The 26,391-nt window shown below is 61.5% G+C and carries 28 protein-coding genes and 1 tRNA gene; 8 read left to right on the forward strand and 21 right to left on the reverse strand.

What is annotated here, in order from left to right; all coding sequences use genetic code 11:
* Nucleotides 1-9: 9 nt before the first annotated feature.
* The 12 genes from rlmN to trmJ form a co-directional block, all read right to left on the reverse strand.
* Nucleotides 10-1,158 carry a dual-specificity RNA methyltransferase RlmN gene (gene rlmN / locus BLR77_RS23390; protein WP_074682360.1) on the reverse strand — a complete coding sequence of 383 codons (1,149 nt, stop codon included), beginning with the start codon at nucleotides 1,156-1,158 and terminating at the stop codon, nucleotides 10-12.
* Between the two features lie 27 nt (nucleotides 1,159-1,185).
* Nucleotides 1,186-1,617, reverse strand: a complete 432-nt coding sequence (ndk, locus tag BLR77_RS23395; protein ID WP_003459696.1) for a nucleoside-diphosphate kinase — start codon at nucleotides 1,615-1,617, stop codon at nucleotides 1,186-1,188.
* Between the two features lie 101 nt (nucleotides 1,618-1,718).
* Nucleotides 1,719-1,919 (reverse strand): Fe-S cluster assembly protein IscX, encoded by a 201-nt coding sequence (gene iscX, locus BLR77_RS23400; protein ID WP_017675178.1) that lies wholly within the window; start codon nucleotides 1,917-1,919, stop codon nucleotides 1,719-1,721.
* 17 nt (nucleotides 1,920-1,936) lie between these two features.
* Nucleotides 1,937-2,278, reverse strand: a complete 342-nt coding sequence (fdx, locus tag BLR77_RS23405; protein WP_074682361.1) for an ISC system 2Fe-2S type ferredoxin — start codon at nucleotides 2,276-2,278, stop codon at nucleotides 1,937-1,939.
* Nucleotides 2,279-2,281: 3 nt separating this feature from the next.
* Nucleotides 2,282-4,147 carry a Fe-S protein assembly chaperone HscA gene (gene hscA / locus BLR77_RS23410; RefSeq protein WP_074682362.1) on the reverse strand — a complete coding sequence of 622 codons (1,866 nt, stop codon included), beginning with the start codon at nucleotides 4,145-4,147 and terminating at the stop codon, nucleotides 2,282-2,284.
* Between the two features lie 45 nt (nucleotides 4,148-4,192).
* On the reverse strand, nucleotides 4,193-4,714 hold the full coding sequence (gene hscB, locus BLR77_RS23415; RefSeq protein ID WP_074682363.1) for a co-chaperone HscB: 522 nt from the start codon (nucleotides 4,712-4,714) through the stop codon (nucleotides 4,193-4,195).
* A 9-nt stretch (nucleotides 4,715-4,723) separates the two neighbouring features.
* Nucleotides 4,724-5,047: an iron-sulfur cluster assembly protein IscA gene (gene iscA / locus BLR77_RS23420; protein WP_017675181.1), complete on the reverse strand. Its 324-nt coding sequence runs from the start codon at nucleotides 5,045-5,047 to the stop codon at nucleotides 4,724-4,726.
* Nucleotides 5,048-5,060: 13 nt separating this feature from the next.
* Nucleotides 5,061-5,447 (reverse strand): Fe-S cluster assembly scaffold IscU, encoded by a 387-nt coding sequence (gene iscU, locus BLR77_RS23425; RefSeq protein ID WP_017362576.1) that lies wholly within the window; start codon nucleotides 5,445-5,447, stop codon nucleotides 5,061-5,063.
* A 72-nt stretch (nucleotides 5,448-5,519) separates the two neighbouring features.
* On the reverse strand, nucleotides 5,520-6,734 hold the full coding sequence (locus BLR77_RS23430) for an IscS subfamily cysteine desulfurase (RefSeq protein ID WP_074682364.1): 1,215 nt from the start codon (nucleotides 6,732-6,734) through the stop codon (nucleotides 5,520-5,522).
* Nucleotides 6,735-6,764: 30 nt separating this feature from the next.
* A complete protein-coding gene (gene iscR / locus BLR77_RS23435; protein WP_037001944.1) occupies nucleotides 6,765-7,256 on the reverse strand; it encodes a Fe-S cluster assembly transcriptional regulator IscR in 492 nt (163 codons plus the stop codon).
* A 136-nt stretch (nucleotides 7,257-7,392) separates the two neighbouring features.
* Nucleotides 7,393-8,172, reverse strand: a complete 780-nt coding sequence (gene cysE / locus BLR77_RS23440; protein ID WP_074682365.1) for a serine O-acetyltransferase — start codon at nucleotides 8,170-8,172, stop codon at nucleotides 7,393-7,395.
* Nucleotides 8,165-8,953: a tRNA (cytosine(32)/uridine(32)-2'-O)-methyltransferase TrmJ gene (gene trmJ / locus BLR77_RS23445; protein WP_074682366.1), complete on the reverse strand. Its 789-nt coding sequence runs from the start codon at nucleotides 8,951-8,953 to the stop codon at nucleotides 8,165-8,167. Before trmJ ends, cysE begins: the two co-directional genes overlap by 8 nt.
* 136 nt (nucleotides 8,954-9,089) lie before the next feature.
* Here trmJ and suhB point away from each other — a divergent pair, with 136 nt between their 5' ends.
* On the forward strand, nucleotides 9,090-9,905 hold the full coding sequence (gene suhB / locus BLR77_RS23450; protein ID WP_072426070.1) for a type III secretion system regulator SuhB: 816 nt from the start codon (nucleotides 9,090-9,092) through the stop codon (nucleotides 9,903-9,905).
* Nucleotides 9,906-9,962: 57 nt separating this feature from the next.
* Here the strand turns inward: suhB and BLR77_RS23455 are convergent, their stop codons facing one another.
* The 7 genes from BLR77_RS23455 to BLR77_RS23485 all read right to left on the reverse strand — a co-directional run bounded on the left by BLR77_RS23455 (nucleotide 9,963) and on the right by BLR77_RS23485 (nucleotide 16,845).
* The gene (locus BLR77_RS23455; RefSeq protein ID WP_074682367.1) at nucleotides 9,963-10,505 is read right to left on the reverse strand and encodes a glycine zipper 2TM domain-containing protein; all 543 of its coding nucleotides are present in this window, start codon (nucleotides 10,503-10,505) and stop codon (nucleotides 9,963-9,965) included.
* A 118-nt stretch (nucleotides 10,506-10,623) separates the two neighbouring features.
* Nucleotides 10,624-11,538, reverse strand: coding sequence for a protein translocase subunit SecF (secF, locus tag BLR77_RS23460; RefSeq protein WP_174578082.1), 915 nt, complete (start codon nucleotides 11,536-11,538; stop codon nucleotides 10,624-10,626).
* A 12-nt stretch (nucleotides 11,539-11,550) separates the two neighbouring features.
* Nucleotides 11,551-13,419 carry a protein translocase subunit SecD gene (secD, locus tag BLR77_RS23465; protein WP_074682370.1) on the reverse strand — a complete coding sequence of 623 codons (1,869 nt, stop codon included), beginning with the start codon at nucleotides 13,417-13,419 and terminating at the stop codon, nucleotides 11,551-11,553.
* Nucleotides 13,420-13,486: 67 nt separating this feature from the next.
* Complete coding sequence (gene yajC, locus BLR77_RS23470) at nucleotides 13,487-13,816, reverse strand: preprotein translocase subunit YajC (protein ID WP_017675190.1); 330 nt, start codon at nucleotides 13,814-13,816, stop codon at nucleotides 13,487-13,489.
* A 40-nt stretch (nucleotides 13,817-13,856) separates the two neighbouring features.
* Nucleotides 13,857-14,972: a tRNA guanosine(34) transglycosylase Tgt gene (gene tgt / locus BLR77_RS23475; protein ID WP_139203083.1), complete on the reverse strand. Its 1,116-nt coding sequence runs from the start codon at nucleotides 14,970-14,972 to the stop codon at nucleotides 13,857-13,859.
* Nucleotides 14,973-14,992: 20 nt separating this feature from the next.
* Nucleotides 14,993-16,036, reverse strand: coding sequence for a tRNA preQ1(34) S-adenosylmethionine ribosyltransferase-isomerase QueA (gene queA, locus BLR77_RS23480; protein ID WP_074682374.1), 1,044 nt, complete (start codon nucleotides 16,034-16,036; stop codon nucleotides 14,993-14,995).
* Nucleotides 16,037-16,071: 35 nt separating this feature from the next.
* Nucleotides 16,072-16,845: a substrate-binding periplasmic protein gene (locus BLR77_RS23485; protein ID WP_074682376.1), complete on the reverse strand. Its 774-nt coding sequence runs from the start codon at nucleotides 16,843-16,845 to the stop codon at nucleotides 16,072-16,074.
* A 216-nt stretch (nucleotides 16,846-17,061) separates the two neighbouring features.
* On the opposite strand from BLR77_RS23485, the gene BLR77_RS23490 reads away from it, so the two are divergent.
* The 3 genes from BLR77_RS23490 to BLR77_RS23500 all read left to right on the forward strand — a co-directional run bounded on the left by BLR77_RS23490 (nucleotide 17,062) and on the right by BLR77_RS23500 (nucleotide 18,361).
* A tRNA-Leu gene (locus BLR77_RS23490) sits at nucleotides 17,062-17,146 on the forward strand.
* 336 nt (nucleotides 17,147-17,482) lie between these two features.
* Nucleotides 17,483-17,695, forward strand: coding sequence for a cold-shock protein (locus tag BLR77_RS23495; protein WP_003459665.1), 213 nt, complete (start codon nucleotides 17,483-17,485; stop codon nucleotides 17,693-17,695).
* Between the two features lie 168 nt (nucleotides 17,696-17,863).
* Entirely contained in the window at nucleotides 17,864-18,361 is a 498-nt protein-coding gene (locus BLR77_RS23500) for an RDD family protein (RefSeq protein WP_074682378.1), read from the forward strand.
* 60 nt (nucleotides 18,362-18,421) lie between these two features.
* On the opposite strand, the gene lptG is transcribed toward BLR77_RS23500, so the two are convergent.
* Together lptG and lptF are read right to left on the reverse strand one after the other, a co-directional pair.
* On the reverse strand, nucleotides 18,422-19,486 hold the full coding sequence (lptG, locus tag BLR77_RS23505; RefSeq protein ID WP_074682380.1) for an LPS export ABC transporter permease LptG: 1,065 nt from the start codon (nucleotides 19,484-19,486) through the stop codon (nucleotides 18,422-18,424).
* Nucleotides 19,479-20,603, reverse strand: coding sequence for an LPS export ABC transporter permease LptF (gene lptF / locus BLR77_RS23510; RefSeq protein ID WP_074682382.1), 1,125 nt, complete (start codon nucleotides 20,601-20,603; stop codon nucleotides 19,479-19,481). The genes lptG and lptF overlap by 8 nt, the downstream gene beginning before the upstream one ends.
* A 143-nt stretch (nucleotides 20,604-20,746) precedes the next feature.
* Here lptF and BLR77_RS23515 point away from each other — a divergent pair, with 143 nt between their 5' ends.
* From BLR77_RS23515 to BLR77_RS23530, 4 genes are all read left to right on the forward strand, one after another.
* Nucleotides 20,747-22,234, forward strand: coding sequence for a leucyl aminopeptidase (locus BLR77_RS23515; protein WP_074682384.1), 1,488 nt, complete (start codon nucleotides 20,747-20,749; stop codon nucleotides 22,232-22,234).
* Between the two features lie 120 nt (nucleotides 22,235-22,354).
* Nucleotides 22,355-22,774, forward strand: a complete 420-nt coding sequence (locus BLR77_RS23520) for a DNA polymerase III subunit chi (RefSeq protein WP_074682386.1) — start codon at nucleotides 22,355-22,357, stop codon at nucleotides 22,772-22,774.
* Between the two features lie 60 nt (nucleotides 22,775-22,834).
* Nucleotides 22,835-23,269 carry a DNA polymerase III subunit chi gene (locus tag BLR77_RS23525; protein ID WP_074682388.1) on the forward strand — a complete coding sequence of 145 codons (435 nt, stop codon included), beginning with the start codon at nucleotides 22,835-22,837 and terminating at the stop codon, nucleotides 23,267-23,269.
* 200 nt (nucleotides 23,270-23,469) lie between these two features.
* Nucleotides 23,470-26,301 carry a valine--tRNA ligase gene (locus BLR77_RS23530; RefSeq protein ID WP_074682432.1) on the forward strand — a complete coding sequence of 944 codons (2,832 nt, stop codon included), beginning with the start codon at nucleotides 23,470-23,472 and terminating at the stop codon, nucleotides 26,299-26,301.
* Nucleotides 26,302-26,391: the final 90 nt, after the last annotated feature.

Below are 26,391 nucleotides of genomic sequence, written 5' to 3' on the forward strand. Positions count from 1 at the left end.
ATCCTCTCTTCAATTTCGATTGGCAGCAGCATGAGGCTCTTGCGCCTCGCTGCCCAGTTGACGCACGGCGATGTAACGCTCGCTGCGCCGAGTACGGTCCATGACCTGGCCAACCAGCTGGCCGCAGGCGGCATCGATATCGTCACCACGGGTAGTACGTACCGTGACGTTATGCCCAGCCTTATGCAACAGGTCCTGGAAGCGGCGAATGGCGTTATTGCTCGGCCGCTCGTACCCCGAGAAGGGGAAGGGATTAAACGGAATCAGGTTGATCTTGCAAGGCACGTCAGCCAGAAGTGCGACCATCTGCTCAGCGTGCTCGGGCTGATCGTTGACGCCCTTGAGCAGGGTGTACTCGATGGTCAGCACGCGCTTCTCGCCAAGTTTGGAGATATAGCGTTTGCAGGCGGCCAAAAGCATCTCCAGCGGATACTTCTTGTTGATCGGCACCAGCTGGTTGCGCAGCTCATCATTGGGCGCATGCAGCGACAACGCCAGGGACACGTCGATCACCTCGGCCAGCTTGTCGATCATCGGCACCACGCCGGAGGTGGACAGGGTCACCTTGCGCTTGGAGATGCCATAGCCAAGGTCGTCCATCATGATCTGCATGGCGGAGACGACGTTGTCGAAGTTCAGCAGCGGCTCGCCCATACCCATCATCACCACATTGGTGATGGCGCGATCGACCTTCGCCGGCACCGTGCCGAAGGATTTGTTGGCGATCCACACCTGGCCGATGATCTCGGCACTGGTGAGGTCGCTGTTGAAGCCTTGCTTGCCGGTGGAGCAGAAACTGCAGTCCAGCGCACAACCGGCCTGCGACGACACACACAGGGTGCCGCGACCGTTCTGCGGGATATACACGGTTTCCACGCAGCTACCCGACGCCACCCGCACCACCCACTTGCGCGTGCCATCGGCGGAAATATTTTCGCTGACCACTTCCGGGCCGCGAATCTCGGCAGAGGCCTCGAGCTTCTCGCGCAAGGCCTTGCCGACATTGGTCATGGCGGCGAAATCATCGACGCCAAAGTGATGAATCCACTTCATTACCTGGCCGGCACGGAAGCGCTTCTCGCCGATGGACTCGAAGAACTGTTCCATTTCCGGCTGGGTCAGGCCCAGCAGGTTGATCTTGCCGGTGGTATTGGTCATGGCTTCACCCTCGCATCATTCGCCGTATCAGCGAATGCGCGCGCACTGCTCGGTAGCGGAGAAGAAGTAAGCGATCTCGCGAGCAGCGGAGGCTTCGGAATCCGAACCGTGAACAGCGTTTTCGTCGATGGAAACCGCGAAGTCAGCGCGGATGGTGCCGGCAGCCGCTTCTTTCGGGTTGGTGGCGCCCATCAGCTCACGGTTCTTGGCAACGGCGTTTTCGCCTTCCAGAACCTGAACGATGACCGGACCGGAGGTCATGAAGGCAACCAGATCCTTGAAGAAACCGCGCTCGCTGTGCTCAGCGTAGAAACCGGCGGCTTCACGCTCGGACAGTTGCACCATCTTCGAAGCGACGACGCGCAGGCCGGCTTTTTCGAAACGGGTGGTGATCTCACCGATGACGTTCTTGGCAACGGCGTCAGGCTTGATGATGGAGAAAGTACGTTGAACAGCCATGTGAAGCTCCAGAAACTTTAGGGTTAAAGCGAAAAATTAAACCCGCGAATTATACGCGGGTTCCGGTTAAAAGCGTAGGGCGAGCGCCGTAAGCGCCTGTTTCAGTCGAGCTCTTCGATCCAGGCGGCCTGTATCGCCTCCAGAACTTTCTCGCCCCCGCGCTGCGGGTCATCGGAGAACTCTGGCAACTCCACGACCCAGCGGTGAAGATCGACGAAATTAACGTAGCGCGGATCGACATCCGGCTTCTGCTCGCTTAACTCGATGGCGATGTCCAGTACATCGACCCACTTCAGACTCATGATGATGCTTCCTGGAATTAGTGCGGCGCTTCGGCCGCGTGATTCAGCGAATACTTGGGAATCTCGACGGTGATATCTTCCTCACCAACGATAGCCTGACAGGCCAGGCGCGACTGAGCCTCGAGCCCCCAGGCCTTGTCCAGATAGTCCTCTTCCAGCTCGTCAGCCTCGTTCAGCGAATCGAAGCCTTCGCGCACGATGCAGTGACAGGTGGTACAGGCACACACGCCACCGCAGGCGCTTTCCATCTCGATATGGTGCTCATGGGCCAGCTCGAGAATGGAAATACCGGGCTCAGCCTCGACCACCAGGCCATCCGGGCAGAATCGCTCGTGAGGCAGAAAAATTACCTGCGGCATCAATTATTCCTCGATCTCATTCAGATTGCGCCCTGCTAGTGCGGCTTTTACCGTCGAATCCAGGCGGCGGGCGGCGAAAGCATCAGTGACCTGCGACAGGCGCTTGGTCTGCCGCTCGATCGCCAGACCATCATTACCCGCAAGCAGATCGCGTAATTCCTGCACCTGCAGCTCGATGACCTCGCGCTCCTCGGCATCCAGCAAACGCTCGCCATCAGCCTGCAGCGCCGCCTCGACCGCCTCGATCAGGCGCTGACCATCGACTTGTTGCTCGCGTAGCGCGCGGGCAGCCTTGTCGTCGCCGGCGTTCTGGAAGGAGTCCTGCAGCATGCGTGCAATTTCGCCATCGGTCAGGCCGTAAGACGGCTTGACCTGAATGCTCGACTCGACGCCGGAGCCCAGCTCACGAGCCGCGACACTGAGCAGGCCGTCGGCATCGACCTGGAAGGTCACACGAATCTTCGCTGCCCCCGCCACCATCGGCGGGATGCCGCGCAATTCGAAACGCGCCAGGGAGCGGCAATCGGCGATCAGCTCACGCTCGCCCTGCAGCACGTGAATCATCATGGCCGTCTGGCCATCCTTGTAGGTCGTGAACTCCTGCGCCCGCGCCACCGGAATGGTGGTGTTGCGCGGAATCACCTTCTCCATCAGCCCGCCCATGGTTTCAAGGCCAAGCGACAGGGGGATGACGTCCAGCAGGAGCAATTCCTCACCATCGTCACGCTGATTGCCGGCCAGGGCATCGGCCTGGATCGCGGCACCAATGGCCACCACCTGATCTGGATCGATATTGGTCAGCGGCGCACGACCGAACAGCTCGCCGACCGCCTCACGCACACGCGGCACGCGGGTGGAGCCACCAACCATGACCACCGCCCCGACCTCTTCCAGCTCGACGCCCGAATCACGCACGGCGCGGCGACAAGCCTTGAGACTGCGCGCCACCATCGGCTCGATCAGCACCTCGAACTGCTCGCGGGTCAACACACCGCGCCAGTCGCCATGGCTCAGCTCGACAGTATCGGCAGCCGTCAGCCCTTCTTTCGCCGCACAGGCGGCCTGCAGCAGACGGCGCTGAGTGGCAGGGTCAAGATCATTGGAAATACCGGCCTGCTGGATGATCCAGTCAGCCACGGCATGATCGAAGTCGTCCCCCCCCAGCGCGCTGTCACCACCAGTAGCCAGCACCTCGAACACACCGCCGGTCAGGCGCAGAATGGAAATATCGAAAGTACCGCCACCCAGGTCATAGATGGCGACAACGCCCTCGGCTTTCTGATCCAGCCCGTAGGCGACTGCAGCCGCAGTAGGCTCGTTGAGCAGACGCAGTACGGTAAGACCTGACAGGCGCGCAGCGTCCTTGGTGGCCTGACGCTGAGCATCGTCGAAGTAGGCCGGGACGGTAATCACCGCCCCTACCAACTCACCACCCAAGGTCTGCTCGGCGCGTAAACGCAAGGTTTTGAGAATTTCCGCCGACACTTCGACAGGGCTCTTCACCCCCTGCACCGTCTCGATGAAGGGCATGTGCGACTCGCCAACCGCAAAGCGATAAGGCATCTGCTCACCAAGCTGATGCACGTCGGCGATGCCACGCCCCATCAGACGCTTTACCGACAGAACGGTGTTGAGAGGGTCGCTGGCGGCTGCCAGCTTGGCCGACTCACCGACCTCGATGCTTCCTGCGTGGTAGCGCACGGCAGAAGGCAGGATGACCTTGCCATCATCGTCAGCCAGGGGCTCGGCCAGGCCGCTGCGCACAGCGGCAACCAGCGAGTTGGTGGTACCCAGGTCAATACCCACCGCCAGACGACGCTGGTGCGGTTGCGGGCTCTGCCCGGGCTCGGCGATCTGCAATAAGGCCATGGTCTTCTTGAAGTCATCAGGCAGGCTGCCGCGGCAACCTACAGGTTAATCGTCGAGGCGCTCTTCTAACTGGCGCACTTCATGGGAGAGCTTGTCGAGGAACTGCATACGGCGCATCAGGCGCTCGGCCTCTTCACGGCGAACCTCGTCGTCCCAGCATGCAGCGAAGCGCTCGTTGAGCTGCTCCTGCGCTGTTTTCAGACGACGCTTGAAGGCTGCGACACCGGCAATATCGGCGTCATCCTGCAGCTCTTCCAACTCTTCGCGCAGCTGCATTTGCTGCAGAAGGAAATCCGGATCCTGCACCGTCACTTCCAGCGGCAGCTCGGGGCCGCGCATGGCAAGCAGGTAGCGCGCACGCTGCGACGGCGTTTTCAGAACCTGATAAGCCTCGTTGAGGCAGGCCGAGCGCTCGAGCGCCAGGCGCTGCTCACGCTCACCGGCATCGGCGAAACGGTCCGGGTGAACCTGACGGGCCAGCTCACGATAGCGAACAGCCAGTTGCTCCAGATCGAGGCGAAAACTCGGCTGCAGGTCGAACAGGGCGAAATGACAAGGATTACCCACGCGAGCGCCTCAAACGTTGAAGCTTTCGCCGCAACCGCATTCGCCGCGCACGTTGGGGTTAATGAACTTGAAGCCCTCGTTGAGGCCTTCCTTGACGAAGTCCAGTTCGGTGCCATCGAGATAGACCAGGCTCTTGGGATCGATGATCACCTTGACGCCATGACTCTCGAATACCTGATCCTCTGCCGCCAGTTCATCGACGAACTCGAGCACGTAGGCCAGGCCGGAACAGCCGGTAGTGCGCACACCGAGACGAATGCCCTCGCCCTTGCCGCGCCCTTCGAGAGAGCGTTGCACGTGGCGGGCAGCTGCTTCAGACATGGTGATGGCCATTACAAACCTCGTATCAGAGCAAGCCTTTCTTCTGCTTGTAGTCGCGCACAGCAGCCTTGATGGCATCTTCGGCGAGCACGGAGCAGTGAATTTTCACTGGCGGCAGCGCCAGTTCTTCGGCGAGCTGGGTGTTCTTGATGCTCTCGGCCTCGTCGAGGGTCTTGCCCTTCATCCACTCGGTAGCGAGGGAGCTGGAGGCGATAGCCGAACCGCAACCGTAAGTCTTGAACTTAGCATCCTCAATCACGCCGCTTTCGCTGACCTTGATCTGCAGGCGCATTACGTCGCCACAGGCCGGCGCGCCGACCATGCCAGTACCAACGTCCGGGTCTTCGGCGTTCAGCTTGCCGACGTTACGCGGGTTTTCGTAGTGGTCGATGACCTTGTCACTGTAAGCCATGGTGCTATTCCTCTCTCATCAGGTGCCGCTCTTCAGGCGGAGCGCCCATCGAGCGATCCGCCTGGGCAGCTATCAGTGTGCTGCCCATTCCACGGAGGAAATGTCGACACCTTCTTTGAACATATCCCACAGGGGCGACAGTTCGCGCAGCTTGTCCACGGCCTCACGGACCTTGGCAGCGGCGTAGTCGACCTCTTCTTCGGTGGTGAAACGACCGAAGGTGAAGCGAATCGAGCTATGCGCCAGTTCATCATTGCGGCCCAGTGCGCGCAGCACGTAGGACGGCTCCAGGGAAGCCGAGGTGCATGCCGAACCGGACGATACGGCGAGATCCTTGAGCGCCATGATCAGCGACTCACCCTCGACGTAGTTGAAACTCAGATTGAGGTTGTGCGGCACGCGAGCAGTCAAGCTGCCATTCACGTACAGCTCTTCCATGTCTTCCAACTGGCGGTAGAAACGATCACGCAGAGCCGCGATACGCTGATTCTCTGCAGCCATTTCTTCCTTGGCGATACGGAACGCTTCGCCCATGCCGACGCACTGGTGAGTGGCCAGGGTACCCGAGCGCATACCACGCTCGTGACCGCCACCGTGGGTCTGCGCTTCCAGACGCACGCGCGGCTTGCGGCGTACATAAAGAGCACCGACGCCCTTGGGGCCATAGGTCTTGTGCGCAGAGAAGGACATCAGATCGACCTTCATCTTTTCCAGATCGATCTCGACCTTGCCGGTGGACTGCGCGGCATCGACGTGCAGCAGCACGCCACGGGAGCGCGTCAGCTCGCCGATGGCGGCGATATCGTTGATGGTGCCGATTTCGTTGTTGACGTGCATCAGCGACACCAGCACGGTGTCCTCACGCAGCACCGCTTCGACCATGGCCGGCGTGATCAGACCGTCTTCGCCCGGCTCCAGATAGGTCACTTCGAAACCTTCACGCTCGAGCTGACGAGTGGTGTCCAGCACCGCCTTGTGCTCGATCTTCGAGGTGATGATGTGCTTGCCCTTGCTGGCATAGAAGTGCGCCACGCCCTTGATCGCCAGGTTGTCGGACTCGGTAGCACCGCTGGTCCAGACGATCTCGCGTGGGTCGGCATTCACCAGCTCGGCGACCTGGCGACGGGAATTTTCCACAGCTTCTTCGGCCTTCCAGCCAAACACGTGGGAGCGCGAAGCCGGGTTGCCAAAGTTACCGTCGACCAGCAGGCATTCACTCATCTTCTGCGCAACACGCGGGTCTACCGGCGTGGTGGCGGAATAATCGAGGTAAATGGGCAATTTCATTAGGTTTCTCCTATCAGGCAAACGCCCTGCTCACTCGATGGCAGACGCTTCAATCTTATCCAGGCGCGGCGTCCTGCCATTGCAGCGACGCTGATCCTGGCGCAACGCGACCTCTTGAACCTCGCGGCGCGCGACCAGATCGGCCAGGCTGATGCCACTGAGGAATTCATGAATCTGCTGACTGAGATCGCACCACAGGTGATGGGTCAGACAGGTGTCGCCAGAGTGGCAATCGCCCTGCCCCTGGCAACGCGTGGCATCGACCGACTCGTTGACCGCATCGATCACCTGAGCCACCTGAATGCCGCGCATGTCACGCGACAGCTGATAGCCGCCACCCGGCCCGCGAACACTGGAAACCAGACTGCCACGGCGCAGCTTGGCGAACAGTTGCTCGAGATAGGACAGGGAGATGCCCTGCCGCTCGGATATATCGGCCAGGGAAACGGGACCGTGCTGTGCGTGCAGCGCCAGATCTAGCATGGCGGTAACGGCGTAACGGCCTTTGGTGGTCAGTCGCATGGCTCTACCACGAATCACTGAATTGCCGCGAAGTATGCGATTCCCGAGTATTTAAGTCAACTATAAGACCGATTGATTTACTCAGGATTGACCGCAAAAAGAGGCGGCATGATAGCAAATGCCACCCCTTCGCGCATCAGGCAGCGGGCTTGTCGCCCTGCCCCTTGCATACCTCGGCGAAGTCCTCGTCGCGCAACGCAGGCAGAGCCTTGGCGCGGTAGTCGCAATCCATCGAGGCCAGCGCCTTGCTGACGTCCTCGAGCCGCCCGTCCACAGCCTGCAGATGATCGAGCAACTGGCCGATGGCGCGCGCCACCGGGTCGGGCATGTCCTGACCGACGCCGTAGGCATCGAAACCGATCTTCTCGGCCATGGCCTGGCGCTTGGCCTCCTGCTCGTCATCGGACTTGACGATGATCTTGCCGGGAATGCCGACTGCGGTCGCTCCCGCCGGCACAGCCTTGGTCACCACCGCATTGGAGCCGATCTTGGCCCCCGCACCGACCGTGAACGGCCCCAGCACCTTGGCCCCAGCACCGACCACAACACCATCTTCCAGAGTGGGATGGCGCTTGCCCTTGTTCCAGCTGGTACCACCCAGTGTCACTCCCTGATAAAGCGTGACGTCATTACCGATCTCGGCGGTCTCGCCAATCACGATACCCATGCCGTGATCGATGAAGAAGCGCCGCCCGATCTTCGCCCCCGGATGGATCTCGATACCGGTCATCCAGCGCCCGAAGTTGGACACCACGCGCGCCAGCCACTTCCAACCCGAACGCCACAGCGCATGCGCCACACGATGCAGCCACACGGCATGCAGGCCCGGATAGCAGGTCACCACCTCGAAGGCATTGCGCGCTGCCGGATCACGGTGAAAAACGCCCTGGATATCTTCTCGAATGCGCTCAAACATCAGACTTCCCCTGCTTGTGAGGCTCTCCACGCACGGCCTTCTCTGTCTCGGTAAGGATGCCGCGCAGGATATTCATCTCCAACTTGCTCACCGCACTGCGCCCATAAAGCCGACGCAGGCGAGTCATCAGGTGCCGCGGCTTCTGCGGATCGAGAAAACCGATCATCACCAGCACACGACGCAGATGACCATAGAACGACTCCAGTTCATCCGCCGTCGCTGCCTGGGAGTTGAGCATCGCCGTCGCTTCCAGCTTCTCTACCTTGGTCGGCAGACTCGAAGCGGCCAGCCAGGCCATGCGCACTTCATAGGCCAGCACCTGCACCGCCGCCGCCAGATTCAGCGAACTGAACTCGGGGTTGGACGGGATATGCACGTGGTATTGACATCGCTGCAGCTCCTCGTTGGTCAGGCCGGCGTATTCACGACCAAATACCAAAGCCACTTCGCCGCCAGCAGCAGCCTGCTCGCAACTGGTCACGCCGCACTCGCGCGGATCGAGCAACGGCCAGGGAATGCGCCGATCGCGAGCACTGGTGCCAATCACCAGACTGCAACCAACCAGCGCCTCTTCAAGACTGCCGACGACCTGCGCCGCATCCAGCACATCGGTCGCGCCGGACGCGCGCGCCACGGCATCGCCACTGGGGAAATCCTCCGGCTCGACCAGCACCAGGCGCGACAGACCCATGTTTTTCATCGCCCGCGCCGCGCCGCCGATGTTGCCCGGATGACTGGTGCCCACCAAAACCACGCGAATATTGTCCAGCAACGCAGACACTCTCAGAAATCACTAGGGGGCAACGATCTTACCCAAGCCCTTGCGTGATTGCCATGCGGGGTACAGACGGCGCTTCATCAATAACGGTTTTCTGCTAACATGGCCGGCTTTCTTTAACGCCCCAGGTGAACCTCCCATGCAGCCCATGCTGAATATCGCCCTGCGCGCCGCTCGCAGCGCCGGTGAAATGATCTTTCGCTCCATCGAGCGCCTGGATGTCATCTCGGTAGACGAGAAGGATGCCAACGATTACGTCACCGAGGTCGACAAGGCCGCCGAGCTGATGATCGTCCAGGCCATTCGCAAGGCCTACCCGACCCACAGCTTCCTTGGGGAAGAAGGTGGCGTCCTGGAAGGCAGTGGCGACGGCGCCGATTACCAGTGGATCATCGACCCGCTGGACGGCACCACGAACTTCATCCGCGGCGTTCCGCACTTCGCCATCAGCATCGCCTGCAAATACCGCGGCCGCCTTGAGCACGCCATCGTCCTCGACCCGGTTCGCCAGGAAGAATTCACTGCCAGCCGCGGCCGCGGCGCTGCACTCAACGGCCGCCGCCTGCGCGTAAGCAACCGCAAGAGCCTGGACGGCGCGCTGCTGGGCACTGGCTTCCCGTTCCGCAACGAGCAACTGGACAACCTCGAGAACTACCTGGGCATGTTCCGCAGCCTGGTTGGCCAGACCGCCGGCGTACGCCGCGCCGGTGCCGCCAGCCTGGATCTGGCTTATGTCGCAGCCGGCCGCTACGACGCCTTCTGGGAATTCGGCCTGTCCGAGTGGGACATGGCAGCCGGCGCCCTGCTGATTCAGGAAGCAGGCGGCCTGGTCAGCGACTTCACCGGCGGCCACGAATTCCTCGAGAAAGGTCAGATCGTTGCCGGCAACACCAAATGCTTCAAGGCCGTATTGACCGCAATCCAGCCACACCTGGCGCCCTCCATGAAGCGCTAAGCCTTCATCGAGAATAAAAAAACGCCCCGAGGGGCGTTTTTTTATTGCTCAGCGTGCTTACTGGGTCTGCTGCACCAGCACCAGCTCGCCCTGCTTGTTGACCGGAATACGGCTGCCCGGATCACGATCCATGCGCACGTTGCCAACCTTCTCGCCCAGCTGGTACTTCACGTCGTAACCCACCAGTTTCTGGCTGGTATCGGTCACGGTGTTGCAGCGGGTTTCGGTGGTGGTGTAGGTGTCACGCTGTTGCATGCCCTCCTGAATCTTGTTACCCGCGTAGCCACCGCCGACCGCACCGGCTACGGTCGCGATCTTCTTGCCGCTGCCACCACCGACCTGGTTACCCAACAGACCACCGGCAATAGCGCCGATAGCGGTCCCAGCGATCTGGTGCTGATCCTGCACTGGACGCTGACGAGTGACAGCCACGTCCTTGCACACTTCGCGCGGGGTTTTCACGGTTTCATTGATCGGGGTTACGGCCAGCACCTCGGCATAGTCCGGGCCACGATCAACCAGACTGTAGGTGGCGACAGCACCACCCGCGGTCACACCCACAGCACCCAGCACGGCACCTACCAACAGTGATTTATTCATTTTTTGTGTCTCCTAGGCTCGGCGACTCGCGCCCTTCTCCCTGCCTAGGACAGCAAAAAGCCGCGACAAGTTCGACTTGCCGCGGCTTTCGCTGACTTTCATGAAGCTCATCACACCATCAGGGGCGACCGTCGTCCGCCTCGGCTTCAGCCACCGGAGGAATCAGATCTTCCACGCTGAGCTTCAGCCATACCAGTACCGTGGCACCGATATAGACCGACGAGTAGGTCCCCACCACCACCCCTACCAGCAGGGTCAGAGCGAAGGCACCCAGCACTTCACCACCGAAGAACAACAGCGCCAGCAGCGCCAGCGCGGTGGACAACGATGTGGCGATGGTACGCAGCAAGGTCTGGGTAATCGAAACGTCGATATTCTCGATCAGCGAGGTCTTGCGCAGTACACGGAAGTTCTCGCGGATACGGTCGTAGATGATGATGGTGTCGTTCAGCGAGTAACCGATCATCGCCAGAATCGCTGCCAGCACGGTCAGGTCGAACGGAATCTGGAAAAACGCCAGTACGCCGAGGGTGATGATCACGTCATGCACCAGGGATGCGATGGCGCCGACACCGAACTTCCACTGAAAGCGGAACGCCAGATACAGCATGATGCCGCCCAGTGCCAGGAGCATGGCGATACCGCCCTGATCACGCAGCTCCTCACCCACCTGCGGGCCGACGAACTCGACGCGCTTGACCTCGAAGCGCGTCGCATCGTCGACCTTGCGCAGCGCGGCCGCGACCTCATTGCCCAGGTCGGGAGAATCGCCCGCCAGACGCACCAGCACATCCGTGCTGGCGCCAAAGCTCTGCACCACCGCATCGGTATAACCCGCCTGACCCAATTCCCTCTTGATCAGATCCAGGTTGGCCGGCTGCTCATACTGCAGTTCGATCAGAGTGCCGCCAGTGAAATCCAGGCCGAAGTTCAGCCCCTTGGCGAACAACGCCCCCAGGCCGATCACCGTCAGCACCAGGGTCATGGCAAAGGCGATATTGCGTACCGCCATGAAACGAATGGTTGATTTGATCATGGCTGCACCTCAGATCCACAGCTTCTTGAAGTTACGGCCACCGAAGATCAGGTTGACCAGACCACGGGTGAACATGATGGCGGTGAACATCGACGTGATGATGCCCAGCGACAGCGTCACCGCGAAGCCTTTCACCGGACCGGTTCCCATGGCGAACAGGATGCCGCCCACCAACAAGGTGGTCAGGTTACTGTCGAGAATCGCCGAGTAGGCACGATCGAAGCCCTCGTGCAGGGCACGCTGCACCGGCAGCCCATTGCCCAGCTCCTCGCGTATCCGCGAGAAGATCAGCACGTTGGCGTCTACCGCCATACCCAAGGTCAGCACGATACCGGCGATGCCGGGCAGCGTCAGCGTCGCGCCAATGGCCGACATCAGCCCGACCAGCAGCACCAGGTTGAATGCCAGGGCAACGGTCGCCAGCACACCGAAGAAGCGATAGATGGCAATGATGAACAGGGCCACGAAGATCATCGCCCACTCGGTGGAGTCGATGCCCTTGGCGATGTTCTCGGCACCCAGGCTCGGGCCGATGGTGCGCTCCTCGGCGAAGTACATCGGCGCAGCCAGACCACCGGCGCGCAACAGCAGCGCCAGTTCGGAGGACTCGCCCTGGCCGTTCAGGCCAGTGATGCGGAACTGACTGCCCAGCGCCGACTGGATAGTCGCCAGGCTGATGATCTTCTTCTCTTCGACGAACGAGGAGATGGCCACCTCCTGCTCGACGCCATCGACGCTCTGGCGCACGTAACGGGTGACCGGCTTCTGCTCGATGAAGATCACCGCCATGCTGCGGCCAACGCTGTTACGCGTGGCGCGGTTCATCAGATCGCCACCGTGGCCGTCGAGGCGGATATTCACCTGCGGACGACCGTTCTCGTCGAAGCTGGCCTGGGCATCGGTAACCTGGTCACCGGTGATGATCAGCTCACGCTCGAGCTGCACCGGCGGACGACCTTCCTCACGGAAGCCGAAGGACTCGGTGGCACCACGCGGCGCATCCAGATCAGCCTGCAGACGGAACTCCAGGTTGGCGGTCTTGCCGAGAATACGCTTGGCCTCGGCAGTGTCCTGCACGCCCGGCAGCTCGACCACGATGCGGTTGGCGCCCTGGCGCTGTACCAGTGGCTCAGCTACGCCCAGCTCATTGACGCGGTTACGCACGGTGGTGAGGTTCTGGCGAATGGAGTATTCGCGAATCTCGGCGATCTTAGCCTGGGTCAAACCCAACTGCAGGATCTGCTGGCCGCCGCGCTCGACGGTGGTCAGCTCGAAATCGCTGTAATCCTTGCGGATCAGGCGCTGCGCCTTGTCCAGCGTATCGCTGTCGGCAAAGCCAAGCTGAATCCGGCTATTGCTTTCCGGCATGCTGCGGTAGCGAATACGCTCCTTGCGCAGCAGGCTCTTGATTTCACCTTCATAGACCTTGCGGCGCACATCCAGCGCCTTGTCCATGTCGACTTCCAGCAGGAAGTGCACACCGCCGGACAGGTCCAGACCGAGCTTCATCGGGCTCGCACCCAGGCTACGCAGCCAGTCAGGGGTGGTTTGCGCCAGGTTCAGCGCCACGACGTAATCATCGCCCAGCGCGCGACGGACAATGTCCTTGGCCGGCAACTGGTCATCCTGCTTGGTCAGACGAATCAGACCGCCACGGCCACGCTCGTCGATGCTGGCAGCCTTGACGGCAATACCGGCATCGGTCAGCGCTTTGCTGGCACGGTCGACATCCGTCTGCTCGATACTCAGCGCCGAACTGGCGCCGCTGATCTGCACGGCAGGATCATCTGGATAGAGGTTGGGAATGGAGTACACCAGGCCGATTGCCAGAACGGACAAAATCAGCAGGTACTTCCACAGAGGGTATTTATTGAGCATGAACGAGCCGCCCGCTTATGACGCGGGGCGCTAAAAGCGCCCCGTCGAATGGAAACTAAGAACCGAATCAGATGGCTTTCAGCGTGCCCTTGGGCAGGGTGGCAGCGATGGCCTGCTTCTGGAATTTCAGCTCGACGGTGTCAGACACCTCGATCACCACGAAATCGTCGGCAACCTTGGACACCTTGCCAGCGATACCGCCGCTGGTGACCACTTCGTCGCCCTTCTGCAGGCTGCCGAGCAGGTTCTTGTGTTCCTTGGCACGCTTGGCCTGCGGACGCCAGATCATCAGATAGAAGATGACCAGAAAGCCGATCAGGAAAACCCACTCGAAACCGCTACCGGCAGGACCAGCAGCCGCGGTGTCAGCGTAAGCGGCGGGGATGAAAAAGCTCATGTAACACTCCTAATGGAAAGGATCTTGAATCGTTCGGGAATCAGTCAAGCGGCGGCACAGGCAGGCCGCGCTTGGCATAGAAGGTTTCGACGAAGGCGGCCAATGTACCCTGTCCGATAGCCTCGCGCAAACCAGCCATAACCCGCTGATAATGCCGCAAGTTATGGATGGTATTGAGCATGCTACCGAGCATTTCGCCGCACTTGTCCAGATGGTGCAGATACGCGCGCGAGAAATGTTTGCAGGTGTAACAGTCGCAGGTCGGGTCCAGCGGCGAATCATCGTGTTTGTGCACGGCGTTGCGAATCTTCACCACGCCGGTATCGACGAACAGGTGACCATTGCGCGCGTTGCGGGTGGGCATCACGCAGTCGAACATGTCCACGCCGCGGCGCACGCCCTCGACCAGATCTTCCGGCTTGCCCACGCCCATCAGGTAACGCGGTTTGTCGGCCGGCATATGCGGCGGCAGGAAGTCCAGTACGCGGATCATCTCCTCCTTCGGCTCACCCACCGACAGACCACCGATGGCCAGACCGTCGAAACCGATCTCACAGAGCCCCTCGAGCGAACGCATGCGCAACTCTTCATGCATGCCGCCCTGGACGATACCGAACAGCGCCGCAGTGCTTTCGCCATGAGCGGTCTTGGAGCGCTTGGCCCAACGCAGCGACAGCTCCATGGAGCGCTTGGCCACGTCGAACTCGGCCGGGTATGGCGTGCACTCGTCGAAGATCATCACGATGTCCGAGCCCAGATCACGCTGCACCTGCATCGATTCTTCCGGCCCCATGAAGACCTTGGCGCCGTCGACCGGCGAGGCGAAGTACACGCCCTCTTCCTTGATCTTGCGCATCGCACCCAGGCTGAACACCTGAAAGCCGCCGGAATCGGTGAGGATCGGCCCCTGCCACTGCATGAAATCGTGCAGGTCGCCATGTTTCTTGATCACTTCCATACCCGGGCGCAGCCACAGGTGGAAGGTATTGCCGAGGATGATCTGCGCGCCGATAGCCTCGACGTCGCGCGGCAGCATGCCCTTGACCGTGCCATAGGTGCCCACCGGCATGAACGCCGGGGTCTCCACCACGCCACGCGGAAAAGTCAGACGACCCCGACGGGCCTTGCCGTCAGTAGCCAGCAACTCGAAGGACATGCGACAGGTGCGCGACATACTCAAACCTCGGGCCCGCGCGCGGCGGGATTGCGGGTGATGAACATGGCATCACCGTAACTGAAGAAGCGATAGCCCTGCGCCACGGCTTCGCGGTAGGCGGCCATGGTCTCGGGATAACCGGCGAAAGCCGACACCAGCATCAACAGGGTCGACTCGGGCAGGTGGAAATTGGTCACCAGGGCATCGACCACATGAAACGGGCGGCCCGGATAGATAAAGATGTCGGTATCGCCACTGAAGGGCTTCAACTCACCGTCGCGCGCTGCGGTTTCCAGCGAGCGCACGCTGGTGGTGCCAACGGCGACCACTCGCCCACCCCGCGCGCGACAGGCCACTACGGCATCGACCACATCCTGACCGACCTCCAGCCACTCGCTGTGCATATGGTGATCTTCGATGCGTTCGACCCGCACCGGCTGGAAGGTGCCGGCGCCGACGTGCAAGGTCACGAACGCGGTCTCCACAGCCTTGGCACGGATCGCCGCCAACAGCTCGTCATCGAAGTGCAGACCGGCAGTCGGAGCCGCTACGGCACCAGCCTTCTGCGCATAGACGGTCTGATAGCGCTCACGATCAGCCTCGTCATCCGGCCTGTCTATATAAGGAGGCAGCGGCATGTGCCCGACACGCTCCAGCAATGGCAGCACCGGCTCGGCAAACCGCAGCTCGAACAGTGCATCGTGGCGCGCGACCATCTCGGCCTCGCCGCCACCGTCGATGAGAACCTGCGAACCAGGCTTGGGCGACTTGCTCGAGCGCACATGGGCTAGCACGCGATACTGATCGAGCACACGCTCCACCAGCACCTCCAGCTTGCCGCCAGAGGCTTTCTGGCCGAACAGACGCGCCGGAATCACTCGGGTGTTGTTGAACACCATGAGATCGCCAGGGCGAAGCTGCTCCAACACATCGGTGAACTGGCCATGGCGCAGCGCCCCGCTTGGCCCGTCGAGCTGCAACAGGCGACTGGCGCGACGCTCGGGCAGAGGGTGACGGGCGATCAGCGACTCGGGAAGGTCGAAGTGGAAATCGGCAACACGCATGATTCGGAGGGGGTATTTTTGCAGGGTGGCAGAGCTTACCGGATTTCCACTTGCCCGGCCACGTGAGCCTGCGGCGCATACCTGGCGACGATACGCGCCAGCGTGCCATCGGCCTGCAAGGAACGGATGGCAGCATTGAATGCGTCGAGCCGCCCTGCCAAGTCTCGATGCAGGCGCAAGCGCAACTGAGAGCGATTGATTGTCGGCCCCTCTTCTACCTGCCAACGAGGCGCCTGCTGTTGCGCGTCTTCATGCCGTAGAAAGCGCCACTCCAGGCGATCCAGAATACCGGCCTCGCTACGCCCCTGCGCGACCAGATAGATCAGTGCCCGAGCATCAGCGCCATCGTTGCGCTGGAAATACTCGCTGCCGGCATAGCCGTAACCGCGCACAGTGGCGATCGAGCGACCGCGCAGATCCTCCAGACGCTGATAGGGGAAGCCCCTACCCGGTGCGAAGATCAGCATCTCCTCGGTCTCCAGCACCGGCACAGTCCAAAGTGACACGTCCACCTGTTCGCCATGGCTACGCCAGCTTTTGCTTACGCAACATTCGATCTGCAGCTGGCCCTCACGAAAAAGCTTCTGCGTGCGCAGTGGCGGCAGCGGATGACTGGCTTGCAATTGCTCTGGCAAGCGCTCATCCAGCGCGAGCATGAACTCATGGAAGATACCGCTGACACGCTGATCCTCGACTATCCAGTAAGGCGCCCAGCTCTCGTTGGTCACGGCATAGGTCAGGGTCTTGGCCTGAACAGCAGGCGCAAGTAGCAGACTGGCAACAAGCCCTCTGCACAATACGTTGATCACACCCCCTCCCGGCATTGCACTGCCCCCAACACTTTATATACGCCACACCCAGCGCTCTTGATGACAGCTGACGATTCTAGCTGCAACGACGCAATCAAAGCCGGATGCCACTAGCGCCGCCATTGGCCGTAAGTAGATGGACGCAGCAACAGCCAATCACAACACTAACGTCGATTGACCGGCGCAATGCGCATCCCTATACTGCGCCGCCATCGTGCCCCGGTGGCGGAATCGGTAGACGCGGCGGATTCAAAATCCGTTTTCGAAAGGAGTGGGAGTTCGAGTCTCCCCCGGGGCACCACGATTCGAAGCCCGCAAGACATTGGTCTTGCGGGCTTTTTCGTATCCGCTCGAACAACCCAGGCAATTGTTGCAAGCATGTTGCCGACGAACTTTTCCGGCACCTCGGCAAGCCCCGCAAAACCTGGCCGGCGACCTTGCTGGCGGGGGTTGGCAATTGCGCAAAAGTTAGCGTAGAGTGATCGAACTGTTTGCATGGGTCGCAGTGAATCGTGACTCTGGTGCAGCAGATCATCTAGATCCGCTACATCCCGCTCGACTTCTATTACTCCTTGCAACCAGTCTCAGCCCTCTATACTTGGAGGCTGTCATCAACTCTAGTTTCAAGGAAAAAGACATGTCGAATCGTCAGAACGGTACCGTCAAGTGGTTTAACGACGAGAAAGGTTTTGGTTTTATCACTCCAGAAAGCGGTCCGGATCTGTTCGTGCACTTCCGCGCGATCGAAGGTAACGGCTTCAAGAGCCTGAAAGAAGGCCAGAAAGTCAGCTTCGTAGCTGTGCAAGGTCAAAAAGGCATGCAGGCTGACCAGGTTCAAGTCCTGGGCTGATAGCCGCTGCTTTGAAGAACCCCTGATATCTATCAGGGGTTTTTTTTGCCTGGCATTCCTGCAACCCGCCCTTCGCACAGCCAGGTTACAGATCGCCCACGCGCATTCTTATACCCACGGCAAAGTCGCGGTTAGAATGGCGCGCACTTTAGTCTCAGCGAGCCCATCATGCCGAAACACCAGTTACGCCCGCAGGGAGACTTCCCCACTGCCGGGCTGATTCGTCGCCTGGCGGCCCTCTTCTACGATTTCCTGCTCTGCGTGGCACTGATCATGGTGGTCACCCTGATCTATCAGCAGGGCATTCTGCGCCTGATTCACGGCGGCGATGCACTGATGGCCATGTCCGAGGCCGGCGCCCTGGATCATGACCCGATTCTTGCCAGCCTGGTGCTGCTGTCGCTGTTCGCCTTCTTCGCCAAGTTCTGGACTCATAACGGCCAGACGCTGGGCATGCAGGCCTGGGGGCTGCGCATCCAGAACGCCGACGGCAGCGCCATCGACCTGTGGCAGGCATTGCTGCGTTTCGTGGTCGCCATCGGCTCCTGGCTGTTCGCTGGACTGGGTTTTCTCTGGCTACTGTGGGACAAGCAGAGCCGCACCTGGCACGACATCTACTCCGACAGTCGTGTGGTGCAACTGCCGAAGAACATTCACAAGAAGTAGCCCAGCGCAGATACAAAAAAGCCGGTTCATGGAACCGGCTTTTTCATGCCCCTGATCGACTCAGCCAGCCCGACGTAGCAGCCACACACCGGCCAGCGCACAGATACCAGCCGGCACCAGCACCGCCAGCAGCGGCGAGAAACCGAACACCAGACTCGATGGCCCCAGCAGGTCCTGGGCGATACGGAAGATGAAGCCCACCAGCACGCCAGTGAATACGCGCTGGCCCAGAGTCACCGAGCGCAACGGGCCGAAGATGAAGGAAATCGCCATCAATACCAGGGCACCGGTCACCAGGGGTTGCAACACCTTGGTCCAGAACGCCAACCAGTACCGGGCATTGTTCAGGCCCTGCTCACTCAGGTAGTGAATGTACTGCCACAACCCAGTGACCGACAGCGCCTCTGGCTCCATCACCACGGTGCCGAGCAGCTCCGGATTGAGTTCGATCTCCCAGCGCTCTTCACGCTGGTTGACCACTTCGGAGTGATCTTCATGCAGCAGCGTGGTCTGTACGTTGCGCAGCATCCAGTGGTTATCACGATATTCGGCGCGACGGGCAAAACTGGACGACAGCAGACGGCGCTCGCCATCGAAGCGATAACGCGTTACCCCAAGCAGAACGCCATTGGGCTGCACCGCGTTGATGTGCACATACTCCTGACCCTGACGGTGCCACATGCCACGCTTGGAACTCTGCGCCGCACCGCCACCCTGAGCCAGAGCACGATCCGCCTGCGCCTGGTTTTCGGTCAGCGGAGCAACGTATTCACCGATCAGAATGCCGGCCAGCATCAGCACCAGCATAGGCTTCATCACCGCCCAGACGATCCGCCCGATGGACACCCCAGCAGCGCGCATGATGGTCAGTTCGCTGTTGCTGGCCAGCGTGCCGAGGCCGATCAGGCAGCCGATCAGCGCCGCCATCGGCAGCATCTCGTAGGCACGCCGCGGCGCGGTCAGCAATACGTACCACAGCGCCTGACCAAGACCGTAATCGCCCTTGTTCAGATCGCCCAGTTCGTCAATGAAAGCGAACAGCATCGCCAGGCCGAGAATGATGCCCAGCACCGCCAGAATGGCGAAGAACACCTGGGTACCGATGTAGCGATCCAACTTAGCCATGAGCCACCTCCGACACCGGCGCACGACGACTGGCCCACCACAGACTCAGACGCTCCCAATACAGCAACAACATGCCGATGGCGAAGAAGATGCCATGCACCCACCACAACCCCAGCGCCGCCGGCAGACGCCCCTTGTCCAGCGCGCCACGAGCGGCGATCAACAGGCCCAGGTAGGCCATATAGAGGAAGATCGCTGGCAACAGCTTGAGGAAGCGGCCCTGACGCGGATTGACCTTCGACAGCGGCACCGCCAGCAGGGTGACGATGAACACCAGCAATGGCAGTGACAAGCGCCATTGCAACTCGGCCTGCATGCGCGGATCACTGCTACCGAACAGCTCACGCGTCGGCGTCGCTTCGCGCTCACTGGCTTCGATCGCGACTTCAGGCTTGGGCAGCAGCACGCCGTAGGTGTCGTACTGGATGGCACGATAATCGGCCTCCCCCGGTTCGCCGTCATAGCGATAGCCGTTTTCCAGAATCAGATAGCGACTGCCATCTTCCTGAATTTCCTGACGACCACTCTCGGCTACCAGCACGGTAATGCCACGCTCCGAGGTGCCATCAGTGGAGAAGCGTTTTTCCGACATGAACACGCCGCGCAGCTCGCTGCGATCAGGCGACAGCTCCTGCGAATAGGTCACCCGCGAGCCATCGCGTAGCGACTGGAAACGCCCCGGCACCAGGGTATCGAGTTCGGTCAGGGCATCCTGCTCGTTGAGGATGCGCGCCACGCTGGCCACGCCCTGCGGTGCCAGGCCAAGGCTCAGCCAGCCGACCAGTAGTGCAACGATCAGCGCCGGCGCCATGCTGTAGACGGTGAGGCGCTGCGGACTGACGCCAGTGGCCGACAGCACGGTCATCTCACTGTCCAGGTACAGGCGCCCATAGGCCAGCAGGAAACCGAGGAACAGGCCCAGCGGCAGGATCAGTTGCAGGAAACCGGGAATCCGGTAACCCATGATCAGAAACAGCACGCCAGGATCGAGCACACCCTGCGCGGCCTGAGCCAGGTATTTGATGAAACGACCGCTCATGATGATCACCAGCAGCACGGCACTCACCGCACTGAGGGTCACCAGCACTTCGCGGGACAGATAACGGAAGACGATCAAACCGGACGCTCCAGGGTTGTCAGGCTCAGGCGCGAGCGCTCACACTAGCCGCACCTACTTGCCGGCCCACCTCAGGGTGGACCCTCGAAAAATGGCGGCCATTATCCGTCAAACCCGACTCTTTGTCTTGGGGACAGCTCACTATGGAATTCCTCGTCAAAAGCACACGCCCGGAAACCCTGAAAACCGCCACCCTGGTCGTCGCCATCGGCGAAGGCCGCAAACTGGGTGACGCCGCCAAGGCCGTCGACCAGGCCAGCAACGGCGCGCTGACTGCCGTGCTCAAGCGTGGCGACATCGCTGGCAAGCCGGGCCAGACCCTGCTGCTGCACAGCCTGCCGGGGCTCAAGGCCGAGCGCGTCCTGCTGGTGGGCTGCGGCAAGGGCGACCTATCCGACCGTCAACTGCGCAAGTTGGTTGCAAGCGTGCATGGCGTGCTCAAAGGCCTGGGCGGCAGCGATGCCCTGCTCGCGCTGGGTGAACTCAAGGTCAAGGGTCGCGACACCTACAGCAAGACCCGCCTGATCGTGGAAACCCTGGCCGACGGCAGCTACCTGTTCGAGCAGTTCAAGAGCCAGAAGGCCGACCCACGCGCCTTGAAGAAAATCACCCTGGTCGTCGACAAAGCCGAGCTGGCCGCTGCCGAACGCGGCGTGCAGCACGGCCGCGCCATCGCCAGCGGCGTCGCCTTCACCAAGGACCTGGGCAACCTGCCACCGAACCTCTGCCACCCCAGCTACCTGGCCGAAGAGGCCAAAACCCTGGGCAAGGCGTACAAGAACCTCAAGGTCGAGATCCTCGACGAGAAGAAGCTCAAGGAGCTCGGCGCCGGCGCCTTCCTCGCCGTGGCTCAGGGTAGCGAGCAGCCGCCACGGATGATCGTCATGCACTATCAGGGCGGCAAGAAGGATGAAAAACCCTTCGCTCTGGTCGGCAAGGGCATCACCTTCGACACCGGCGGCATCAGCATCAAGCCTGCCGCCGGCATGGACGAGATGAAATACGACATGTGCGGCGCCGCCAGCGTATTCGGGACCCTCAAGGCCGTACTGGAACTGCAACTGCCGATCAACCTGGTATGCCTGCTGGCCTGCGCTGAGAACATGCCCAGCGGTCGCGCCACCCGCCCCGGTGACATCGTCACCACCATGAGCGGGCAGACCGTGGAGATTCTCAACACCGACGCCGAAGGCCGCCTGGTGCTGTGCGACACCCTGACCTACGCCGAGCGCTTCAAGCCGCAGGCAGTGATCGACATCGCCACCCTCACCGGCGCCTGCATCGTCGCCCTGGGCAGCAATGTCTCCGGTCTGATGGGCAACAACGACACGCTGATCAAGCAGATCCTCAAGGCCGGTGAAAGCGCCGACGACCGCGCCTGGCAACTGCCGCTGTACGACGAGTACCAGGAGCAGCTGGACAGCCCCTTCGCCGACATCGCCAATATCGGCGGGCCGAAGGCCGGTACCATCACCGCCGGCTGCTTCCTGTCGCGTTTTGCCAAGAACTTCCACTGGGCGCACCTGGATATCGCCGGCACCGCCTGGATCAGCGGTGGCAAGGACAAAGGCGGCACCGGCCGCCCGGTACCGATGCTGACCCAGTACCTGCTGGATCGCGCCAAGGTCTGATCCAGCATCCGGGCCATGCCCTTGTAGGAGCGGCTTCAGCCGCAATAATTCGCGATGAAATCGCGGATGAATCCGCTCCTACAACATCCAGCCCATTACCCTCCAACCGTTGAAAACCAGATGCCCAGAATCGAGTTCTACGTCCTCTCCTCCACTGACGCCGAAGGTCGCCTGCGCGCCGCCTGCCAACTGGCGCTCAAGGCCTGGAGCGCCGGCCTGCCGGTGTTCGTTCGCGGCAGTGACGAGGTGCAGTGTGGCAAGCTCGACGAACTGCTATGGACGTTCAAGGCCGAACGCTTCGTGCCCCATGACCTGCACCATGAGGCGCCACTGTCACCCGTGGTGCTGGGCATCGACGAAGTACCCAGTGCCGAGCAGGGCGTACTGATCAACCTCGGCAGCAGCCTGTCACCGCATGTCGAGCGCTTTTCCCGCATCATCGAGATCGTCAATCAGCAGCCCGAATTACTGGACGCCTGTCGCGAGAATTTCCGCACCTATCGCCAGCGCGGGTATGATCCGCAACGCGTCGAACTTTAGTGTCCGTGCACGCTCACAACACAAGTCACTCCAGCCCTTTTTCTCGCTGCACCGATAATCATGGACACTCCAAAGCCGCCACAGAAACCTGCTCAGTTGCTGCATGACCTGGAGTCGATACGCGAACTGCTGGGTGATGACAGCCTTGAGCCGCCGCTGCTGATCGACTCGCTAGACCCGGACAGCATTCCCGTGCTTTCCGATATCGTCAGCGCGCCGCCTGGTCCGCCGCCGCCCTTCCACACCACGGCGCCAGCCAAACCGCCTGCTGCTCCGCAGCCTATGGCAGCGCCAGTGCCGAGCCCGCTGCGCGAGCGCATCGAGCCGCGCCTGCACGACAGCGCACGCGATCTGCAGCACCTGAATGGCGAGCTGCGTGCCGCTGCGCAACTGATCCTGCAGGACGTGATCGACGACTTCGTGCCGCAGATCGAGGCCGAGCTCAAGCGCCGCCTCGAAGCCCGCCTGCCGCGCCTGCTGCCGCCGCGCAAGTAGACCAAGCCACCACCTGAGCCGTGGGAGCACCGCCCCGGGGCGAATGCCTGACACCAAAGATCAAACGCTTCGCCCGAGGCGGGGCGCCTGCAAAACTGATCGCTGGTCTGCCAGCTTGCAGCTCGAGGCTTATGGCTTGGCGCTCAGAAGCGGTATACTTGCCGGCTTTTCCGATCAGCCGTCAAAGGGTCCCGCCGCGCATGGACAAGACCTACCAGCCGCACGCCATTGAAACCGCCCTGTACCAGAACTGGGAAGCCAAGGGCTACTTTGCCCCCCAGGGCTCGGGCGAGCCCTACACCATCATGATCCCGCCGCCGAACGTCACTGGCAGCCTGCACATGGGCCACGGCTTCAACAACTCGATCATGGATGCGCTGATCCGCTTCCGCCGCATGCAGGGCCGCAACACCCTGTGGCAGCCGGGCACCGACCACGCGGGCATCGCCACGCAGATGGTGGTCGAACGTCAGCTGGCCGCCGACGGCATTGGCCGCCACGACCTGGGCCGCGAGAAATTCCTGGAAAAGGTCTGGGAATGGAAGGAACAGTCCGGCGGCACCATCACCCGTCAGATTCGCCGCCTGGGCAGCTCGGTGGACTGGTCGCGCGAGCGCTTCACCATGGACGACGGCCTGTCCGAAGCCGTTAAAGAAGCCTTCGTGCGCCTGCACGAAGACGGTCTGATCTATCGCGGCAAGCGCCTGGTCAACTGGGACACCAAGTTCCACACCGCCATCTCCGACCTGGAAGTGGAGAACCACGACGAGAAAGGCTCGCTGTGGAACCTGCGCTACCCGCTGGCCGACGGCAAGAAAACCGCTGAAGGCAATGATTACCTGATCGTCGCCACCACCCGCCCGGAAACCATGCTCGGCGACAGCGCCGTGGCCGTGCACCCGGAAGACGAGCGCTACAAGGCACTGATCGGCAGCTTCGTCGAACTGCCGCTGCTGGGCCGCCGTATCCCGATCATCGCCGACGACTACTGCGACCCCGAGTTCGGCACCGGCTGCGTGAAGATCACCCCGGCGCATGACTTCAACGACTACGAAGTCGGCAAGCGCCACAACCTGCCGCTGATCAACATCTTCGACAAGAACGCCGCCGTGCTGGCTCAGGCCCAGGTGTTCAATATCGACGGTAGCGTCAACGAGCAGGTCAAGGCCAGTATCCCTGCGCAGTTCGCCGGCCTGGATCGTTTCGAGGCGCGCAAGCAGATCGTCGCCGCCTTCGACGCTGCCGGCCTGCTGGAAAAAATCGAAGACCACGCCCTGAAGGTGCCGAAAGGCGACCGCTCCGGCACCGTCATCGAGCCCTGGCTGACCGATCAGTGGTACGTCTCCACCAAACCGCTGGCCGAGAAAGCCATCGCCGTGGTCGAGAGCGGTGAAATCCAGTTCGTGCCCAAGCAGTACGAGAACATGTACTTCAGCTGGATGCGCGACATCCAGGACTGGTGCATCAGCCGTCAGCTCTGGTGGGGCCACCGCATTCCGGCCTGGTACGACGATGCCGGCAACGTCTACGTCGGCCGCGACGAAGCGGAAGTACGCGCCAAGCACAACCTCGGCGATGCCAACCTGCGCCAGGACGAAGACGTGCTGGACACCTGGTTCAGCTCCGGCCTGTGGACCTTCTCCACCCTCGGCTGGCCGCAGCAGACCGATTTCCTCAAGACCTTCCACCCCACCGACGTGCTGGTCACCGGCTTCGACATCATCTTCTTCTGGGTCGCCCGGATGATCATGCTGTCGACCCACCTGACCGGGCAGATTCCGTTCAAGACCGTATACGTGCACGGCCTGGTGCGCGACGGCCAGGGGCAGAAGATGTCCAAGTCCAAGGGCAACGTGCTCGACCCGCTGGACATCGTCGACGGCATCGACCTCGAATCCCTGGTGGCCAAGCGCACCAGCGGCATGATGCAGCCCAAGCTGGCCGAGAAGATCGCCAAGCAGACCCGTGCCGAGTTCCCGGAAGGCATCGCCGCCTACGGCACCGACGCCCTGCGCTTCACCAACCTGGCGCTGGCCTCCACCGGTCGCGATATCAAGTTCGACATGGGCCGCGTCGAGGGCTACCGCAACTTCTGCAACAAGCTGTGGAACGCCGCCAACTTCGTCATCGAGAACACCGATGACAAGGACACCGGTATCAATGGCGAGGCGGTCGAGCTGTCACCGGTGGATCGCTGGATCATCTCCGCCCTGCAGCGCTGCGAACAGGACGTGACCCGCCACCTCGACGCCTTCCGCTTCGACCTGGCGGCTCAGACCCTGTACGAGTTCATCTGGGACGAGTACTGCGCCTGGTACCTGGAGCTGGTCAAGCCGGTGCTGTGGGACGAGAACGCCCCGCTCGAGCGCCAGCGTGGTACCCGCCGCACCTTGGTGCGCGTGCTGGAAGTGATCCTGCGCCTGGCCCACCCGTTCATGCCCTTCATCACCGAAGAAATCTGGCAGCGCATCAAGGCCCAGGCCGGCGTGCAGGGCGAAACCCTGATGCTGCAACCCTGGCCGGTGGCCAATGAGAGCCGCATCGACGCCGCCGCCGAAGGTGACATCGAGTGGGTCAAGCAACTGATGCTCGGCGTACGCCAGATCCGTGGCGAGATGAAGATCTCCATGGCCAAGCGCATCGACATCATCGTCGCCAACGCAGGTGCCGAAGACCTGCGCCGCCTGGCCGACTTCGAGCCGCTGCTGAGCAAGCTGGCCAAGCTGGAATCGGTGCGCGTACTGGCTGCCGGTGAAGAAGCACCGATGTCCGCCACCACCCTGGTCGGCGAGATGGAAGTGCTGGTGCCGATGGCCGGGCTGATCGACAAGGACGCCGAACTGGCGCGCCTGGACAAGGAAGTCGCCCGCCTCGAAGGTGAGGTCAAGCGCGTTGGCGGCAAGCTGGCCAACGAAGGCTTCGTCGCCAAGGCCCCGGCCGAAGTGCTGGAGAAAGAACGCGCCAAACTGGCCGAGGCTGAACAGGCCCTGGCCAAGATGGTCGAACAGCGCGGCAAGATCGCCGCACTCTGATCGCCCAGCAAGACCGACAGGCCCGCGCCCTAACCGGCGCGGGCTTCTTTTTTGTAGGAGGGGCTTTAGCCGCGAGTTCTAACGGAAAAG

This window comes from Ectopseudomonas alcaliphila (assembly GCF_900101755.1).
Taxonomy (GTDB): Bacteria; Pseudomonadota; Gammaproteobacteria; order Pseudomonadales; family Pseudomonadaceae; genus Aquipseudomonas; species Aquipseudomonas alcaliphila.